This is a genomic window from Acidipropionibacterium timonense (genome assembly GCF_900605005.1).
Classification (GTDB): domain Bacteria; phylum Actinomycetota; class Actinomycetes; order Propionibacteriales; family Propionibacteriaceae; genus Cutibacterium; species Cutibacterium timonense.
This window is the reverse complement of sequence record NZ_LR027558.1, coordinates 1,538,710-1,556,982: the sequence shown is the minus strand read 5'-3', so window position 1 is coordinate 1,556,982 and position 18,273 is coordinate 1,538,710. Positions and strand designations below refer to the sequence as shown.

The window sequence follows — 18,273 nt, the reverse complement described above, 5'->3', positions numbered from 1 at the left end:
TCAGGTCCACAAGCCGCCCGGAGCGAAGACATCTGCGACGATGTCATCGAACCACCCGACTTCGCGGGCGACATCGAGGACGGTGTAGCGCGAGCGGTAGTACATGGCCTTTGGGAAGGTCTCCTGAACGTCCCGCGCTGTCAAGCCGATGTCTTCGGGACGTGACGGTGCCCCGGCGAGTCTGAGCTGCTCTGCGAGGTCGGGGGCGGGGACGAGTTGCTGTCTCACCCGATCCGCGACCGTCGGCCAAGCGACGACGAAGCGCTCGAGTCGGCTTCGCAGCCCATCCTTGTCCACGAACTTGACCTTGGTCTCCTTGACCGCATGGTCGGCCAGCGCCCCGTCGAAGGTGCTGCGGATGTCGGACTCAACGACATCCCACTCGGGCCAGGCGGCGACGGCTGCGTCGATGTCGATCGTGGCGGGATCCTTGGCGAGGAGTTTCTCGTAGAAGGAGAGCATCGCCAGCGTGCCGATCGCCACCTTGAAGCCGTGCGACAGTGGCGGGTCAAGCTCTGCTCCCAGGTGAGCAAGTTCCCAGATGTGCGAGAAATAGTGTTCCGCGCCGGACGCCGGCCGGGTTCCGTCGTACACCTGCATGGCCAGGCCGGACAGAATGAGTCCCTTGACGAGGCCCTCGTAGGCCTCAGGCACTCCGGCAGCCAGCTGCGCGGGCCTAGACAACGCTTCGTGGACTCCTGATTGCACCAACGTCCAGACGTGCTCGTCGACGGGCTCGACCCCAGCTGCGTCTGCGAGAAGCCAGTCAGCTCCGCCAGGAATCTTCGCGCTGAGGTCCCCGAACCCCGAGGCAGTCATGGAACGGGGTGCCCTGGCTGCCAGATCCAGGTCGAATACGACAACCTGGGGTGCGACACAGTTCATCGTGACTTTGACGCCGTCGTTGCTGATCGGCGCTCCGGCGCCGGTGTATCCGTCCATCGAGGCAGCAGTTCCAACGACGGCATAGCGACGGCCAAGGTCCTTTGCTGCGAGCTTGGTCAGATCATTGATCGTTCCGGAGCCCACCGCGATGGGGAACACCTCGGCGTCTACCTCGTTGTCACGCTGACGAAGCACTGCTGCGATGTGACGGGCATTGTCAAGCGACGCGTAGAGCGTCGGAGTCGCGGGGAACACCAACGGTTCGACGGTGGGGACTCCAGCGTTGGCCAAGGACGTCGTCACCGCCTCCCCAGCGACACGCCACGTCCTGGCATCGGCGACGAGCATGACTGGCCGACGATCGATCTCGGCACCACTGTTCATCGTGTCGCGAATGGCCTTCCCGATGCGTGACACGGCGCCCCTGCCCACCTCGACTATGTCCGTGTCGCGTGCGTCCGCCAAGGCCGCCTTGATGATCATGTCACTCATGTTGAGCATGTCCTTTCAGTGGGGATTTGAATTCTCTAGGTACGAGGTGAGCGCTGCCATTGCCTGCGTCTCATCAGAACCGTCGACAAGGATCTCGATCCTCTCGTGCGCGGAGATGTCGAGGGCGAGCAGGTCGGCCAGCCGTGTGAGGCTCGCTGTACCTGCGGGCGACCGAACATATGCACTGGACCGAAACCGAGATGCAATCAGCACGACCTGAGCAGCGATACGTGCGTGAATACCGGCTGGATGGCCGACGCAGACCTGTGATCGGATCACGGGTTCTCGATGGTGAACGTGCTGCCTTCCTGGAGGGCGGGGAGGGCTGTCCCGGTGGCCAGCAGATGGATCGCACCATCCATGCGCGGGACGTCCGCACCGTCGAAGACCAGGGTGACGTGGCCCAGCGCGTCAAGGTTCTTCTGCGCGACCGAACCAATGGCGGTGACCGTCATGGCGGTGCCGTCGATGATCGCCGTGCTGCCGGGCTGGATCGGACCCGAGCTGGTGGCCGAGTCGAGGATGTAGCAGTAGTCTCGCAACTCTGCTGGGGCATTGGCGCCGAACGTCACGAGCATCTTCTCTGCGAGGAAAGACGCGGCCTCCGGGCCTATTGCCGTGACGGACGATGTGTAGATGATCGCCATGATGGACATCTCCTTCTGGTCGACGTCAGGATGCGTACAGACCGATGCTGGCAAGCCAGGCTATGGCGACGCGAGGCACACCATTGAGGAAGCGGGAGTAGAGAACGCTGGGGACCCCGACCTCGACCGTCTCGGGCTGGGCTTCTGCCAGGCCGAGACCGACCGGGATGAAGTCGCATGCGTTCTGGGTGTTGATGGCGAAGAGGGCGGGAAGTGCCAGGCTCGGGTGAATGTTGCCCTTGCCGATCTCGACGCCGATGAGGGTTCCAATGATCTGACCGATGACGGCACCAGGGCCGAGCAGCGGTGAAAGGAATGGCAGGGAACAGATGAGCCCGAGGACGATGAGTCCGATGCCGGATCCTGCCAGTGGCACGAGCAGCTTGGTGAACCAGTTGCCGAATCCAGATGCATTGATGATGCCGATGAGCATGGCGACGAAGGCCATGAACGGAATGACGGTGTTGAGCATCGCCTGAACCGCGTCACGGGCTGCCTGGTAGAAGATCGAGATGACACGACCCGCACCAAGACCGATCTGGCTCTTCAGGATCCAGGGTGTAGTTGTGACTTGACTGTGTGAGAGTCTGCTGTAGTTGGCCTGTGGGGCCGGGGTGCGTGGGGGGAGGACCCTGCGCGAGGATCGGAGTGTCTTAAGTCCCGTCCTCGTGAATCGCAAGGTCCTCCATGAACCACGCTACCTTCGGCGCCCCCGACCTGACCACATTCGCCCGTCTCGACGAACTCGGTCTGGAGGTCACCGGCCAGCTGATCAGTGACGAGGAGACGGTCCTGGCCTGCCGGGTCGTCGCCCCCGACGACTGGTGCCACTGGTGCGGATGCCAGGGGGTCCCTCGTGACACGGTGATCCGCCGGCTGGCCCATACCCCGATGGGCCACCGGCCCACGATCCTCCAGATCCGGGTACGCCGGTACCGGTGCACCGGCTGCGGACACGTGTGGCGCCAGAACACCGACCAGGCCGCCCAGGCCAGGGCGAAACTGTCGCGGGGAGGGCTGGCCTGGGCACTGGAGGGCCTGGTGCTCGATCACCTGCCGGTCTCCCGTATCGCCGCTGGTCTGGGGGTGGACTGGACCACCGCCAACGATGCGGTGCTGGCCGAGGGCACCCGCCGGCTCATCGACGACCCGCACCGCTTCGAGGGCGTGGAGGTCATCGGGGTCGACGAGCACGTGTGGCGCCACACCAGCCGTGGTGACAAGTACGTCACCGTGATCATCGACCTGACACCGCTTCGCGACGGCACCGGGGCCTCCCGGCTGCTCGACATGGTGGCGGGACGTTCCAAGAAGGTGTTCAAGACCTGGCTGGCCGGCCGCGACCAGGCCTGGCGCGACCGCATCCAGATCGTGGCGATGGACGGGTTCACCGGCTTCAAGACCGCAGCCGCCGAAGAACTCCCGGCCGCGGTCGAGGTCGTGGATCCGTTTCACGTCGTTCAGCTCGCCGGCGACCAGCTCGATGTCACCCGCCAACGCGTCCAGCAGGACACCACGGGCCATCGGGGCCGGGCGGGCGACCCCCTGTTCGGGGTCAGGCTGACCCTGCACACGGGCCGGGACCTGCTCACCGACCGGCAGGCCGCCCGCCTGGAACAGGTGTTCGCCGCCGACGCCCACGCCCCGGTCCAGGTCACCTGGGCGGTCTACCAGGAGATCGTGGCCGCCTACCGCGCCGAGAACCGTGCCGAGGGCAGACGCATCATGGCCCACCTCATCGACGCGATCGCCACCAAAGTCCCGAAGGCCCTGCCCGAAGTCACCACTCTGGGCCACACCCTGAAGAAGCGGGCCGACGACATCCTGGCCTACTTCGACCACCCCGGGACCTCGAACGGGCCCAGTGAAGCCATCAACGGCAGACTCGAACACCTCCGCGGCATCGCCCTGGGATTCCGCAACCTCACCCACTACATCACCAGATCACTCCTGGAGACCGGAGGATTCAGACCCCGACTACACCCTGGATCCTGAAGAGCCGCTATGGAACCCGACGTCAGAGCATTCTTCTGCTTGCCGATCGCAACTTTTCCTCGGCGCCGCAGGGATGAATAGGACGTCGAGAAGCGTTTCATCTGCCGCATGGCCAGTGCCGTATTGGCTGAATATATGATGATGACGACAATGAGGACAGTCCAGAACATGGTGGTCCTTCCGATCAAGTGGTTCGACGCTGCGCGCTCGTTGCTCGACGGGAGCGTGTGGCAGATTGGGTGAGGTGGTCCGTCAGGAACCAGAAGAGTTGTTCGTGACTGGTGAGATGGCTCAGATCATTGAGCAGGTCCGGGTCGGCGATGAGCCGAATGATCTCGTCGTACACATCGATAAGAATCGTGTCGTCATAGTCGGCCTTGGCCGGAACACCCATGACAATGACGGCTCGAGGTCCTGGCTCGTCGTGATCGCGGGGGATGACTGCCATGGCGAGCACGATGCGATCAGACCCGGGGACGGTTGCGTGCGGAAACCCGATCCTGTCATCCAGGAGCATCGACGCGCTTTGCTCCCGGTCGATGAGTGCCTTGCGGAAGGCCGGAGTGGTGAGCCCCAGGTGTTCGAGTCGTTCCAGCAGAGCCTCGGTGGCGCCCCAGTAGGAGGTTCTCCTCGGTAGGCACATGAACCGACGTGAGTCGAGGAGTGCGGCGATGAGAGAAGGGCCTGCGCCTGCCAGATCGAGGTCGACCTGACGACGGAAACGCAGGAGGGACAGTTTCTGGATGAGTTCCGACTTGTCGAACACTTGGCCGAGCTCGACGATCGGCGGCAGGCCATCGAGGTCCAGGTCTGCAGAGATACCAGGGGTCGACACCAGCACATCGATTCCCTGGAGTGCCTCGGTCATGAGGTCGTCTGTCGATAGTAAGACGTACTCTGTATTGTTGGGAAGGACCCGACGAGACTCACGTAAAAGGTCCGGATGCGGCAGCACGTGCCTCAGATGAGGATGTCCGCGTACTGACGGTGTAGGCCCGGGCCATGGATCGGGAGCTGTCGATGGCCGCACGCCGTGAGATCACCAAGAAGTACNCCGACGAGACTCACGTAAAAGGTCCGGATGCGGCAGCACGTGCCTCAGATGAGGATGTCCGCGTACTGACGGTGTAGGCCCGGGCCATGGATCGGGAGCTGTCGATGGCCGCACGCCGTGAGATCACCAAGAAGTACGCCCACCAGTACCGGGCCGCATCGAAGAAGGACAAGTCGGTGCTGCTGGACTCCCTGACCGCCACCACAGGCTGGACCCGTGACCACGCCCGCCGCGCGATCCGGGCAGCCCTGACGCGGAAAGGTGCCGCGTCCCAGCAGAAGCGCCGGCCCCGGCCCCGCAAGTACTCCTACGACGCCGTGAAGGTCCTCCAGCACGTGTGGAGCGTGACGGGTCAGCCCTCCGGGAAGTACCTGGCCCCCGTGATGGACGACACCCTGAACAGGCTGGAACGCTTCAAGGAGTTCGGGAAAGTCACCCGCCGGGCCACCCCCGCGGTGCTGACCGAACTGCGCTCCATGTCGGCGGCCACCATCGACAGGTACCTGAAACCCTTCAAGGACGCCGCCTACCCGGCCGCCGGCCTGTCAGCCACCCGACCCGCCCCTCACATCCTGCGTGCCGCGGTGCCCCTGCGCACCAGCCTGGACGGGCCGATCACCGATCCCGGGCTGGTAGAGGTCGACACCGTGGCCCACTGCGGCCACACCCTGGTCGGGGAATTCCTGTGGACCTTGTCGGCCACCCTGCCCGTCTCCGGCTACACGGTCCTGACCACGGTCAAGAACAAGGCATTCGTCCACATCGGGGCCGGCATGGACCGGATCGTCGACCAGATGCCCGTGCCCGTGGCGGAGGTCCACGTCGACAACGGGTCGGAGTTCATCAACTGGGGCCTCATCGACTGGGCGAAGGGCCACGACATCGCGATGTCCCGCTCGCGGCCCTACAAGAAGAACGACAACGCCCACGTCGAGCAGCGCAACGGCGACTGGGTCCGCCGCCACGCCTTCAGATACCGCTACGAGACCGCAACCGAGCTTCAGCTGCTCAACCAATTGTGGCCCCTGGTGATGGCCCGCAAGAACCACCTACTACCCTGCGTCAAGGCCATCGGCTGGACCACCACCTCCGCGGGGCGCAAGAAGCGGGTCTACGACAAGCCCAAGACCCCTTACCAGCGGCTGGTCGACTCCCGTGTCCTGGACCCCGCCACACGGGCCCGCCTGGCAGCCGAGCACGACAGGCTCAACCCCGCCGATCTGGCCCGGCGGATCACCGACATCCAGAACCAGCTCATCCGCCTAGCCGAACGTCGCACCCAGACCGACCAACCCGCCGCCTGACTCATCTCCATCCGGACATTTCAGCTGAGGCAAGCGCTGCGCTCATCCGGACATCTTGACATGAGGCAAGACGGGACCTGACTGAGCTGTGCACGCAGCAGGTGGCCGGAAACCCTCCCGTTGCCACTTACGACAGCTACGTGGAGCTGAGCTGACTGTTGGCGCTGGTGAGCATTGAGAAACACCTCGAGGTAGCTCGTCATCAGCCCGACCTCGGAGTCCGTGATCTTCAGCCCGCTGCGTTCTTCGAGGACCTCGCGGCTGATCTGTGCCATCTGGTAGGCGACCGGGTATTGGCGCTGGATGTCGGCGACCGCCTCGGCGTCAACCTCGACCCGGAATCGCATTCTTGCCAACATGAACGAAAGGTGGTGGCTGAATTCATCCAGAAGGACATCGGACGAGATGTCGACGCCCATGACCTCGTGAATGCGTCCGAAGATGTCATTGACGAGCGTGGGGATGTCGCTCGAGGTGGGGAAGAGCTCTCGACCTTGGGCATCGTCCGGGGTTCGCATGCCGGCTGCTGCAACCGCCAGAAAGAGTGACTCCTGCGGGGTCCATGCGAGGCCGAGGACGTCGGCGACGCCTGTCAAGAGCTCCTGGGCGAAGGCATGGGCAGCGGTGCTGTGCAATTCGTCGAACTCCGGTGGAAGCCCGCTGATCGGATGGCCAGCCGTGACCCTGTCAAGTGTGAGCCTCAGCCACATGAGAACCGTGGTCCGTGACGTCCGATTGAGATGCCACGATGCACACACCTCGCCAGCGGCTGCGCTGACATCCCATCTGAGTTCGCTTGGCTCACACAGCTCGCCGGAGAAGTGCGTCAAGACGGCCATACGAAGGTTGTACTCACTTCCTTGAAGTGTGAGTCCGCTGTTCGGGCGACCTGAAATGGTCACGTCATGTTGGGCGAGGACGCCACGCAGCACGGCCAGGTCGGAATTGAGGGTCGATCGAGACACGCTGAACTCGCGTGCGAGGTCGTCGATCCGTACGGGACTGTCCGCGTCGAGGAGGATTGCAAAGACTCGTGCAGACCTCTGTATAGGATCATTGAGCGAGTCGCTCGCCCGGAGCACCTCGTCGCGAACGTGGCCATATCTTCGGGCGTCAGCGATATACAACCTGTATCGACCATCGACAAGTCGAATTGAGGCGGAACCATCGAACAGTAGGTTGAGTCGGGCCACTGCGTTCTCGATAGTACGTTGACTCACGACGAGTCTGCTGGCGAACACGTTTGGATCCTCGGTGAGAGAGGTCTCCAGATGCCGCAGGATCAAAGCCTCCCGACTCATGTTCGCCTCCTTCGCGACGTCTTCGTCTGACCGGACAACACGACAGTAGTTGGAGCATGCCTCGGATGAACAGTGCCATTCATTCAGTTGTTTTCCGCTTGGGTGAAGTCGATTGGACGACTTGAGGGCGAGGTCGCACGACGAGAGGATGAGGGCGATGAACGCGCTCACATCAGGACTCCTCCTCGTCGACAAGCCCGCCGGCTGGACCTCCCACCAGGTCGTCGGGCGGGTGCGGCCTCTCCTGGGCACCCGCAAGGTCGGCCACGCCGGCACCCTCGACCCCATGGCGACCGGCGTCCTCGTCGTCGGCGTCAACCGCGCGACCCGTCTGCTCGGCCACCTCGCCCTCCACGACAAGGACTACGTCGCCACGATGAGACTGGGCGTCTCGACGGTCACCGACGACGCCGAGGGGCAGATCATCGACCGGGTCGACGCCTCGGCCGTCTCGGACGCCGACATCGAGACCGCCATGGCGGCGCAGCGCGGTGACATCGAACAGGTGCCGACGGCGGTGAGCGCCATCAAGGTCGACGGCAAGCGGTCCTACGCCCGCGTCCGCGCCGGCGAGCAGGTCGAGCTCAAGGCCCGCCCGGTGCACGTGGACCGGTTCGACGCCACCTCAGTGCGTCGCCTCAAGGTCGACGGGACGGGCGTCGTCGACGTCGACTGCCTCGTCACCTGCTCCTCGGGCACCTACGTCCGCGCCCTGGCCCGTGATGTCGGTGCCTTGCTGGGCGTCGGGGGACACCTCACCGCCCTGCGGCGCACCCGGGTCGGCCCGTTCGTCCTCCCGGAACACCCGGTCGACCTGTCCGATGACGCTCCGAGGCCGACGCTCGTGGCGATGGGGGTGGCGGCTCGACTGAGTTTCCCCGTCATCGACCTCGACGAGGACCAGGAGGCCGCGGTTCGCGTCGGGCGAGCCCTCGAGGTGCCGGTCCCGCAGGATCCCACGGCCCTGCTCGACCCCGACGGTGACCTCCTGGCGCTGTACCGTCCCGACCCCGACCGAGCGGGCTGGTCCAGGCCCGTCTGCGTTCTCGTCTGACGTCGTCAACTGGGTCATGCGGGGCTCATTGCGTAAACTGCCGGACGTGCCAAACCCGTCACGCCCGACCACCGTCGCCATCGGCAATTTCGACGGGGTTCATCGAGGGCATCAGGAGGTCATCGCGCGTGCGCGATCCATCGACCCCGACCTGCCGGTCGTCGTCGTGACCTTCTGGCCACATCCGATCAGCGTTCTCACCCCGGACAAGGCGCCCCTGCTCCTGGCAACCCTCGAGCGGCGCATCGCCCTGCTCAAGGAGGCCGGGGCGTCCCAGGTGCGTGTCGTGCGCTTCACCCAGGAGTTCGCCTCCTGGAGCCCGGCGACCTTCGTCGAACGCGTCCTCGAGCCGCTCAACCCCAGGCACATCGTCGTGGGCCGCAACTTCCGGTTCGGCGCCCGGGCGGCGGGCACCCCGAGCACCCTGGCCGACATCGGCCAGGGGCGTTTCGACGTCACCTCGGTGGCCCTGGTGTCGGTCGGGGACGCTCGGACCTCGTCGACCGCCGTGCGCGAGGCCGTCGCCGAGGGGCGGGTGGAGGACGCCGCCGCCCATCTGGGGCGCCCGTTCGGCGTCGACGGCGTCGTCGTCATGGGTGACCAGCGCGGGAGGCTGCTCGGGTTCCCCACCGCCAATCTCGTGCTTCCGTCCGAGTACGCCGTCCCGGCCGAGGGGGTGTACGCCGGCTGGTTGACGCGGCAGTCCGGCCCCGAGGCCGGCAAGCGGCTTCCTGCTGCCATCTCGGTGGGCTCGAACCCCACCTTCGACGGCGTCGAGAAGCGGGTCGAGACGTACGTCATCGACCGCACCGATCTGGACCTCTACGGGGTCGAGATCCGGGTCGAGTTCGTCGCCCACCTGCGTGGTCAGGTGCGGTTCGACGGCATCGAGCCACTCATCACCCAGATGACCGCCGACGTCCACCGGTGCAAGGAGATCCTGCGGCGGTTGTCCCCGGATGGTGACGTCCGATGAAGGTGGCGTGACTCCTGACGTCCGGGCCGTGAGGGACGCAGCGTCATCGGGTCACCCGCGGCCACAGGCATCGGCGAGCCGCCGTCATCCCGGCGATTCGCACTGCCACCGGAACGCTGGTACGCTGCACAAGTTGCCGTCAGAACGGCCGCGGCCGCCCAAGAGTCCCTTGCACACCGAGCATCGGGGACGCCGCGCAACGGACACGGAAGGAGCACGCACATGGATGCTGCCGAGAAGAAGAAGATCATCGACGAGTACGCGACCCATCCCGGCGACACCGGCTCCCCGGACGTCCAGATCGCGGTCCTGAGCCGTCGCATCGCCGACCTCACCGAGCACCTCAAGTCGCACAAGGGTGACCATCATTCCCGCCGCGGCCTCATGCTCATGGTCGGCCAGCGTCGTCGCCTGCTCAACTACGTCGCCAAGAACGACATCGAGCACTACCGCGACCTCATCGCTCGCCTGGGTCTGCGCCGCTGACCTCGTCCAGAACCTCGGATCATCACGATCCACCTCTCGGGCCGCCCTTCGGGGCGGCCCGAGTCGCGTCCCGGGTGCATCGCCCGTCCTCGGCAGACCAGCGTCAGCAGCCAGTCGTCGTGGGGTCGCCGGTCCCCGGGCCGATCGACATCGCGCGCGGCGACAACGGTGTTCGCGTTGTGTCGGTGCCATGGCGTAGTCTGATCGACAGAATAAGAACAACTGTGTCTGCCGACCGAGCAGCCTGACCGGACGCACGTCTCGGTCCTCGGTAGTGGCCACCGGGGGTCCGTCCCGATGGCTTCGATCGAAGACCGGCGCGAGTGCTGGGGCAGGGGCGAGTGCGCCCCCAGGAGGCGGTCGGCCACCCTGCGAAAGGAACATCCCCATGGAGGGACCCGGTCTCGAGTTCACCGAGGCAATCATCGACAACGGCAGCTTCGGCAAGCACGTCGTCCGCTTCGAGGCTGGCCTGCTGGCCCAGCAGGCCGACGGCTCCGCCGCCGTCTACCTCGACGGTGACACCATGCTCCTGTCGGCCACGACGGCCGCCAAGACCCCCCGCGACTCCATCGATTTCTTCCCGCTGACGGTCGACGTCGAGGAGCGCATGTACGCCGCCGGGCGCATCCCCGGCTCCTTCTTCCGCCGTGAGGGCCGCCCCTCCGAGGGCGCCATCCTCGCCTGCCGTCTCATCGACCGCCCGCTGCGTCCGTCCTTCGTCAAGGGCCTGCGCAATGAGGTCCAGGTCGTCGTCACGGTGCTGGCCCTCAACCCCAACGTCTACTACGACGTCGTCGCCATCAACGCCGCCTCGATGTCCACCCAGATCGCCGGTCTCCCCTTCTCGGGCCCCATCGGCGGCGTCCGGATGGCCCTCATCGGCGACCAGTGGGTCTGCTTCCCGAGCGTCGAGCAGCGCAAGGAGTCGACCTTCGACATGGTCGTCGCCGGCCGCGTCCTGGCCGACGGTGACGTCGCCATCATGATGGTCGAGGCCGAGTCGACCCCCGCCACCTGGGAGCTCGTCCGTGGCGGACGTACCGCCCCCACCGAGGAGGTCGTCGCCACCGGTCTGGAGGCCGCCAAGCCCTACATCAAGGTGCTGTGCGACGCCCAGTCCGCCCTGGCCGCCAAGCTGCCCAAGGAGACCTACGACTTCCCGGTCTTCAAGGACTACGAGGACGACGTCTACGCCGCCGTCGACGCCCTGGCCCACGACGAGCTGTCGCGGATCGAGCAGATCGCCGCCAAGCTCGAGCGTCAGGACGCCGAGTCCGAGCTCAAGTCGCGGGTCAAGGCCGAGCTGGCCGAGAAGTTCCCCGACCGTGAGTCCGAGGTCTCCGGCGCCTTCAAGGCCCTCATGAAGAAGATCGTCCGCAAGCGCGTCCTCGACGAGGGCGTGCGTATCGACGGTCGTGGCCCGCGTGACATCCGTACCCTCTCGGCCGACGCCGGGATCATCCCCAGGGTGCACGGGTCGGCGCTCTTCCAGCGCGGTGAGACGCAGATCCTCGGCGTCACCACCCTCAACATGCTCGACATGGAGCAGAAGCTCGACACCCTGTCGCCCGACAAGGTGCGCCGCTACATGCACAACTACAACATGCCGCCCTACTCGACCGGTGAGACCGGCCGCGTCGGCTCCCCGAAGCGTCGTGAGATCGGCCACGGCAACCTCGCCGAGCGCGCCCTCATCCCCGTGCTTCCCACCCGCGACGAGTTCCCCTACGCCATCCGTCAGGTGTCGGAGGCCATCGGCTCCAACGGCTCGACGTCGATGGGTTCGGTGTGCGCCTCGACCCTGTCCCTGCTCAACGCCGGTGTGCCGCTGCGGGCCTCGGTCGCCGGCATCGCCATGGGCCTCATGAGCGAGACCGATGACAAGGGCGAGACGAAGTACCTGGCCCTCACCGACATCCTCGGTGCCGAGGACGCCCTCGGCGACATGGACTTCAAGGTCGCCGGGACCAGCGAGTTCGTCACCGCCCTGCAGCTCGACACCAAGCTCGACGGCATCCCCGCCGACGTCCTGGCGGGGGCGCTCAAGCAGGCCAAGGAGGCTCGCACGACGATCCTCGAGGTCATGGACGACGTCATCGACGCCCCTGACGAGATGGCACCGACCGCCCCGCGGATCATCACGGTGCACATCCCCGTCGACAAGATCGGCGAGGTCATCGGCCCCAAGGGCAAGATGATCAACCAGATCCAGGACGACACGGGCGCCAACATCTCCATCGAGGACGACGGCACCATCTTCATCGGAGCCGACAACGGCGACTCGGCCGAGGCCGCCCGCTCGATGATCAACGCCATCGCCAACCCGCAGATGCCCGAGGTCGGCGAGCGGTACCTCGGCACCGTCGTCAAGACGACGAGCTTCGGCGCCTTCGTCTCGCTCCTGCCGGGCAAGGACGGCCTGCTGCACATCTCGAAGATGCGCGACCTCAACGACGGCAAGCGCGTCGAGTCGGTCGAGGACGTCCTGTCGGTGGGCCAGAAGATCCAGGTCGAGATCGCCGAGGTCGACGACCGCGGCAAGCTCTCGCTCGTCCTGGCCTCCGATGACGACGACGAGGACGACGACTCCGACGAGGAGTGATCCGCCGGTTCCTGACGACGGGGCCCGCGCCTGCCATGTGCACGGCGCGGGCCCCGTCGCCGTGCACGGGATCGTCAGGGAGCTCGGGCGGTCCGGAACCGCGGAACTGTCGGATCGAGTCGGTAGGGTGGATCGCGTCGTGAGGAACGGGGGAGCTCGCGCCCGAGATCCCCGGAGGCGGAAGGATGACTCGATGATCAAGGTCGGCGTGTTCGGGGCCCGCGGACGGATGGGGTCCCAGGTGGTCGAGGCGGTCAACGGTGCCGACGACCTCGAGTTCATCGGGGGAGTGGACGCCGACGACGACCGGGACGCCCTCCTGGGCGCCGACGTCATCGTCGACTTCACGAGGCCGGACGTCGTCATGGACAACCTCGCCTGGGCCATCGACCACGACATCGACGTCGTCGTCGGAACCACCGGGTTCACCCCCGAGCGGTACGACGCCCTGCGCACCCGACTGGCCGGGCACCCCGGGGTCGGCGCCGTCGTCGCCCCGAACTTCGGGATCGGCGCCGTGCTCATGGTGCACTTCGCCCAGGAGGCCGCCCGCTTCTTCGAGTCCGTCGAGATCGTCGAGCTCCACCACCCCAACAAGGTCGACGCCCCCTCGGGCACCGCCCGCACGACCGCCCAACTCATCGCCCAGGCGCGTGAGGAGGCCGGTCTGGGCCCGGTTCCCGATGCGACGACCGACGAGGTGCCGGGGGCTCGCGGCGCCGACATCGACGGTATCCACGTCCACGGGGTCCGCCTGCGCGGGCTCGTCGCCCACCAGGAGGTCCTCTTCGGCTCCGAGGGGGAGACGCTGACGATCCGCCACGACTCGATGGATCGGGTCTCGTTCATGGCCGGCGTCCTCCTGGCAGTGCGCTCGGTCGGTGAGCGGCCCGGCCTCACCATCGGCATCGAGGACCTGCTCGATCTTGGCTGACCAGGGGGAACGCGTCGGCTCGCAGGAACCCGACGACGAGGTGACGCGCCGGCTCGACGTCGGCGCCCCCGAGCCGACCCAGCGACTGGACGGGCTCGGCTCCGAGCCGACCAGGCGCATCGACTTCGCTCCGCCGCAGGGTCATCAGCCTGCCGGCCCCACGTGGACCCCGGTGCGCCCACAGGATCGGACCCCCTCCGATCCGCAGACCCCGTCCGATCCGCAGTCCTGGGAGCCCCCGGCGACCGCGTCCGTGGCCCCGACGCCGACGACCGCTGTCGCCTCGTCGTCCCCGGTCCCACCCCCTGGTTCCCGGCGCTCCGGTGGTCGACGCCGTCGTCGCTGGGTCGGCGCCCTGGTCGCCGGGCTGCTCGTCATCACTCTCGTCGTCGGGGCCTTCCTCGGTGACGGCGTCGCCCGCACCCGCACCGAGGACTCCGTCGCCGGCCAGGTCGCCGCGGCGCTCGGCGTCGAGTCGTCCCAGGTCGACGTGTCCATCGGCGGTTGGCCCTTCCTGGCGGTGCTCGCCACCGACCGGCTCGCATCGATCGACGTCACCTCGCCGGCCGCACGGTTCACCAAGGACTCGCGCACCGTCACCTTCAGCGACGTCTCCTTCCATGCGACGGGGGTCAACAACGCCCGCGAGTCGACTCGGACGACCTTCGACTCCGTCACGGCCCGAGGACGCATCAGCTACACCGAGTTGTCGAGCCTCGCCGGGGCCACCATCACCTCGGCCGGGTCGGGTCGGGTGACGCTCAAGCGCACGGCCCGCGTGCTCGGGATCAACGTGTCCATCGACGTCACCGCCGAACCCGGCATCGACCCGTCGACGCGTCAGATCACCCTGGCCAACCCGACGGCCACCGTCGAGGGAGTGTCCATCCCGTCGTCCCTGCTCGCTCCGACCCTTGCCGCAGTCGTCTCGCGTGCCGTCCTGCCCGATCTGGGATCGCTCACCTACGAGTCCCTCACGGCGTCGGCCAACGGTCTGGTCGTCAACCTGTCCGGAAAGGACGTCCGCCTCTCCGATCTGCAGCCATCCTGACTTGTCAGGGCGGCTTGTCAGCGCGTCGCGAAGCCGGCCGGAACGTGGCCGCCGGTGCCGTAGGATGGCGTGCGGCCGCGTCGTCCGGCCCTCATCCGTCGCTTTTCGGAGGTCATCCATGAACGTTGCCGAACAGATTGTCGAACAACTCGTCGATGCGGGGGTGCATCGGATCTACGGCATTGTCGGCGACTCCCTCAACCCCATCGTCGACGCCGTCCGCAAGACCGGCGGATCGGCCAAGGGCGGCATCGACTGGGTCCACGTCCGCCACGAGGAGGCGGCCGCCTTCGCCGCCGCGGCCGAGGCCCAGCTCACCGGTGAGCTCGCCGTGTGCGCCGGTTCCTGCGGCCCGGGCAACCTGCACCTCATCAACGGCCTCTACGACGCCTACCGTTCGCAGGCCCCCGTGCTCGCCATCGCGTCGCACATCCCCAGCGTCCAGATCGGCTCCCAGTACTTCCAGGAGACCCACCCCGACCGTCTGTTCGTCGAGTGCGCCAGCTACTGCGAGCTCATCTCGACCCCGGAGCAGGCCCCGCGCGTCGTCAACTCGGCGATCCGCCACGCCATGGCCGACAAGTCCGTGTCGGTCATCACCCTGCCCGGTGACATCTCCGACAAGAAGGCGACCGCGCCGACCCCGATCTACGTGCCCTTCCGCCGGCCCCGCATCGAGCCGAACCCGGAGGACCTCAAGCAGCTCGCCAGCCTGCTCAACGACGCCAGGAAGGTCGCCATCTTCGCCGGCGCCGGCGTCGAGGGAGCCCATGACGAGGTGATCGCGCTGGCCGACAAGCTCAAGGCGCCGATCGGCCACTCCCTGCGTGGCAAGGACTTCATCCAGTACGACAACCCCTTCGACGTCGGCATGACCGGCCTGCTGGGCTACGGCGCGGCCGCCGAGGGCATGAACGACGCCGACGTGCTCATCCTCCTGGGCACCGACTTCCCGTACAACCAGTTCCTGCCCGACACCCTCACCGTGCAGGTGGAGAACAACCCGCACAAGCTGGGGCGCCGTACCAACGTGTCCTTCCCGGTGTGCGCGGACGTCCTGGCCCTGTGCCAGGCCCTCACCCCGCTCATCAAGCAGCACGACGACAAGTTCCTCAACGCCACGATCAAGCGGCACGCGAAGATCATGAAGGCGCCGGTCGGGTCGTACACCCGCAACGTCGAGAAGATGAAGCCGATCCACCCCGAGTACGTCGCGCACGTCCTCAACGAGGTGGCCGCCCGGGACGCCATCTTCACCGCCGACACCGGCATGTGCAATGTGTGGACGGCCCGCTACCTCGACCCGCTGGGCACCCGCCGACTCATCGGGTCGTTCCTCCACGGATCCATGGCCAACGCCCTGCCGATGGCCCTGGGCGCCCAGGCCTCGCACCCCGGACGCCAGGTCATCTCGGTCTCCGGCGACGGCGGCCTGTCCATGCTCCTGGGCGAGCTCGTCACCGCGCGCATGCTCAACCTGCCGATCAAGGTCGTCGTCTTCAACAACTCGACCCTCGGCATGGTCAAGCTCGAGATGCTCGTCAACGGTCTGCCCGACTTCGGCACCGACGTCCACGACGTCAACTACGCCGGCGTCGCCGAGGCCATGGGCTTCCACGCCCAGCGCGTCGATGACCCCAAGGATGTCCGTGAGGCACTCCAGGCGGCCTTCGACTTCGACGGACCGGCCCTCGTCGAGGTGCTCACCGACCCCAATGCCCTCTCGCTGCCCCCGGAGATCACCGGTGAGCAGATGATCGGGTTCGCCACGGCCATGAGCAAGATCGTCCTCAACCGAGGCGCCGGCGAGGCGGTGTCGATGGCCACGTCGAACATGCGGAACATTCCTCGGTTCTGAGCCGTCCCGTGCACGGAGGGGTCGTCACCGGCAGGTGGCGGCCCCTCGGCATGTCGCGAGTCGGGTTCGTCGTCGATGGCGTGGTGTCGGCACTCCTCGAGGGCTGCTCACGCGGGCGGAGACCCGGTGCGACGTGACGGAGGTCAGGAGGCGGGATCCGCGGAGATGTCGGTGTGCAGCCGAACCTCCTTGACCCGGGTCTGCTCGTCCTCGGTCCCGGTCTCCCGATGGGCGCCGTCGGGTGCCCAACCGGCCTCGGAGAGGAACGCGCGCAGCACGTCATCGGTCGTGCGGACCCACCACGTCGCGCGGGTGAACCCGTCGGCGCGCAGGGTGTCGACGGCGGCGTTGACCAGACGCGAGCCGTGCCCGGCGTGCCGATGCCCCGGGTCGACGATGAACTCGGCGACGAGCCCGTCACGGGGGTCGGCGTCCTCGTCGTCACTGGGGCCGACTGCGGCGAAGCCGCGCACCGCCATGCCGCCGGGCGCCGGCTCGACGGCGACGAGCACCCGCAGTTCGGCCAGGGGCGGGCGGGCGATCGCCTCCCACCAGGCCGACGTCACCTCCTCGGGGGTCGGCAGGTCGACTCCGGCCAGGCTCGGGTCTCCCCGCCAGGCACGCAACTGGACCTCGGCGATCGACGCCGCCTCCGACGGCATGGCCAGGCGCACCGAGGGAGCTGCCAGCGGTGCGTCGGGGGAGGTGTCGGTGCTGTCGGGCTGCGGGGAAGTCATGGGACCAGCCTACGGGTTCGACGCCCGTTGTCGTCGGCCCAGTGAGCTCACGGATTGCGGACGTCGACGCTGAGCAGCTCCTTGACGGGGATGGTCGTCGCCCCGGTCTTGACGACGGTGACGACCCCGCTCTGCCCGCCGACCGACCACGTGACGTCCCACGTGGCCCGGGCCGTCACGGTGTACCTGCCCGATGCCGGACGCCGCGCATACCGATGACCGCAGGTGGGGGAGTCGGCGTCGGGATCGACCGACGGCGTCCACCGTGAGGTCGACGAGCAGGTCAACCGCGTCCCGTCGCCCAGGTCGACCGACAACGGTCGACGGACGGCGCGCAGGGTGACGGCCAGTCCGGAGAAGGACATCGTTGCGGTGCGGACGGTCACCGGATCATTGACGCTGATCCACAACGGCTGTCCGACCGCATTGATGTGCCACTCGTTGCGCAGGTGACTCGGGGCGATGACCGGCACCGCGCTCGGCAAGGTCAGGGTGAGCGCGGCGCGGCGGCCGATGACGGCAGGGTCGGGACCCGACGGTGCTGAGGGAGATGACGCGCACATCGACTGCCACAGCTTCGACGCCTGGTCCCGTTGCGCCGCGTCAGGGGCGCCCTCGGCCCCGGCCTTGATGAGCGAGCAGCGGTAGTCGGCGGCGTCGCGGTAGCCGTTGCGGATGGCGAAGGCATCGGAGGGGTCCAGGCCCTCGACGCTCGTCGTCTCGCGCTCACCCGAGCGTGAGGTTCCCGATCCGCCCCCGGAGGTGTCAGTCGTCGACACCTCGGTCCTGACGTCGTAGCCGGGGCCGTTGGTGAAGACCTTGTTGCTCCAGGAGGAGTCACCACCCGCCCATGCGGTCACAGGGGACGTCATGACGAGGATTGAGGCCACACTG

General features: G+C 66.9%; 15 protein-coding genes and 3 pseudogenes. 9 read left to right on the top strand and 9 right to left on the bottom strand.

Annotated elements, in window-relative coordinates; translation table 11 throughout:
• The 4 genes and pseudogenes from E0E30_RS07310 to E0E30_RS07295 all read right to left on the bottom strand — a co-directional run.
• Positions 1-1,377 carry a sn-glycerol-1-phosphate dehydrogenase gene (locus E0E30_RS07310; protein WP_130865737.1) on the bottom strand — a complete coding sequence of 459 codons (1,377 nt, stop codon included), beginning with the start codon at positions 1,375-1,377 and terminating at the stop codon, positions 1-3.
• Positions 1,370-1,656: pseudogene (locus E0E30_RS07305) on the bottom strand (HPr family phosphocarrier protein). Before E0E30_RS07305 ends, E0E30_RS07310 begins: the two are co-directional and overlap by 8 nt.
• A complete protein-coding gene (locus tag E0E30_RS07300; protein ID WP_130865735.1) occupies positions 1,653-2,024 on the bottom strand; it encodes a PTS glucitol/sorbitol transporter subunit IIA in 372 nt (123 codons plus the stop codon). The pseudogene E0E30_RS07305 and the gene E0E30_RS07300 overlap by 4 nt, the downstream one beginning before the upstream one ends.
• 25 nt (positions 2,025-2,049) lie before the next feature.
• Positions 2,050-2,565 (bottom strand): annotated as a pseudogene (locus E0E30_RS07295) (PTS glucitol/sorbitol transporter subunit IIB); the annotation flags it as partial.
• 146 nt (positions 2,566-2,711) lie between these two features.
• Here E0E30_RS07295 and E0E30_RS07290 point away from each other — a divergent pair.
• Complete coding sequence (locus tag E0E30_RS07290; protein ID WP_130865734.1) at positions 2,712-4,019, top strand: ISL3 family transposase; 1,308 nt, start codon at positions 2,712-2,714, stop codon at positions 4,017-4,019.
• A gap of 8 nt (positions 4,020-4,027) precedes the next feature.
• On the opposite strand, the pseudogene E0E30_RS07285 reads toward E0E30_RS07290, so the two are convergent.
• Positions 4,028-4,189 (bottom strand): annotated as a pseudogene (locus tag E0E30_RS07285) (transcriptional regulator GutM); the annotation flags it as partial.
• Between the two features lie 14 nt (positions 4,190-4,203).
• Positions 4,204-4,887 (bottom strand): PTS sugar transporter subunit IIA, encoded by a 684-nt coding sequence (locus tag E0E30_RS07280; RefSeq protein ID WP_130865732.1) that lies wholly within the window; start codon positions 4,885-4,887, stop codon positions 4,204-4,206.
• Positions 4,888-5,159: 272 nt separating this feature from the next.
• Here E0E30_RS07280 and E0E30_RS07275 point away from each other — a divergent pair, with 272 nt between their 5' ends.
• Entirely contained in the window at positions 5,160-6,377 is a 1,218-nt protein-coding gene (locus E0E30_RS07275; protein ID WP_130865601.1) for an integrase catalytic domain-containing protein, read from the top strand.
• Positions 6,378-6,397: 20 nt separating this feature from the next.
• Here the strand turns inward: E0E30_RS07275 and E0E30_RS07270 are convergent, their stop codons facing one another.
• Complete coding sequence (locus E0E30_RS07270; protein ID WP_245306541.1) at positions 6,398-7,849, bottom strand: BglG family transcription antiterminator; 1,452 nt, start codon at positions 7,847-7,849, stop codon at positions 6,398-6,400.
• On the opposite strand from E0E30_RS07270, the gene truB reads away from it, so the two are divergent.
• The 7 genes from truB (at position 7,836) to E0E30_RS07235 (ending at position 16,642) form a co-directional block, all read left to right on the top strand.
• Complete coding sequence (gene truB, locus E0E30_RS07265; protein WP_210115795.1) at positions 7,836-8,732, top strand: tRNA pseudouridine(55) synthase TruB; 897 nt, start codon at positions 7,836-7,838, stop codon at positions 8,730-8,732. The genes E0E30_RS07270 and truB overlap by 14 nt on opposite strands.
• A 16-nt stretch (positions 8,733-8,748) precedes the next feature.
• A complete protein-coding gene (locus tag E0E30_RS07260) occupies positions 8,749-9,708 on the top strand; it encodes a bifunctional riboflavin kinase/FAD synthetase (protein ID WP_130865730.1) in 960 nt (319 codons plus the stop codon).
• 222 nt (positions 9,709-9,930) lie between these two features.
• Complete coding sequence (gene rpsO, locus E0E30_RS07255) at positions 9,931-10,194, top strand: 30S ribosomal protein S15 (protein ID WP_130865729.1); 264 nt, start codon at positions 9,931-9,933, stop codon at positions 10,192-10,194.
• A gap of 388 nt (positions 10,195-10,582) precedes the next feature.
• Positions 10,583-12,799 (top strand): polyribonucleotide nucleotidyltransferase, encoded by a 2,217-nt coding sequence (locus E0E30_RS07250; protein WP_130865728.1) that lies wholly within the window; start codon positions 10,583-10,585, stop codon positions 12,797-12,799.
• A gap of 193 nt (positions 12,800-12,992) precedes the next feature.
• A complete protein-coding gene (gene dapB, locus E0E30_RS07245; protein WP_130865727.1) occupies positions 12,993-13,733 on the top strand; it encodes a 4-hydroxy-tetrahydrodipicolinate reductase in 741 nt (246 codons plus the stop codon).
• Positions 13,726-14,784: an LmeA family phospholipid-binding protein gene (locus E0E30_RS07240; RefSeq protein WP_167853912.1), complete on the top strand. Its 1,059-nt coding sequence runs from the start codon at positions 13,726-13,728 to the stop codon at positions 14,782-14,784. The genes dapB and E0E30_RS07240 overlap by 8 nt, the downstream gene beginning before the upstream one ends.
• A gap of 118 nt (positions 14,785-14,902) precedes the next feature.
• Positions 14,903-16,642, top strand: a complete 1,740-nt coding sequence (locus tag E0E30_RS07235) for a pyruvate dehydrogenase (RefSeq protein WP_130865725.1) — start codon at positions 14,903-14,905, stop codon at positions 16,640-16,642.
• 143 nt (positions 16,643-16,785) lie between these two features.
• On the opposite strand, the gene E0E30_RS07230 is transcribed toward E0E30_RS07235, so the two are convergent.
• Positions 16,786-17,379 (bottom strand): GNAT family N-acetyltransferase, encoded by a 594-nt coding sequence (locus E0E30_RS07230; RefSeq protein WP_130865724.1) that lies wholly within the window; start codon positions 17,377-17,379, stop codon positions 16,786-16,788.
• A 47-nt stretch (positions 17,380-17,426) separates the two neighbouring features.
• On the bottom strand, positions 17,427-18,251 hold the full coding sequence (locus tag E0E30_RS07225) for a Tat pathway signal sequence (RefSeq protein ID WP_167853911.1): 825 nt from the start codon (positions 18,249-18,251) through the stop codon (positions 17,427-17,429).
• Positions 18,252-18,273: the final 22 nt, after the last annotated feature.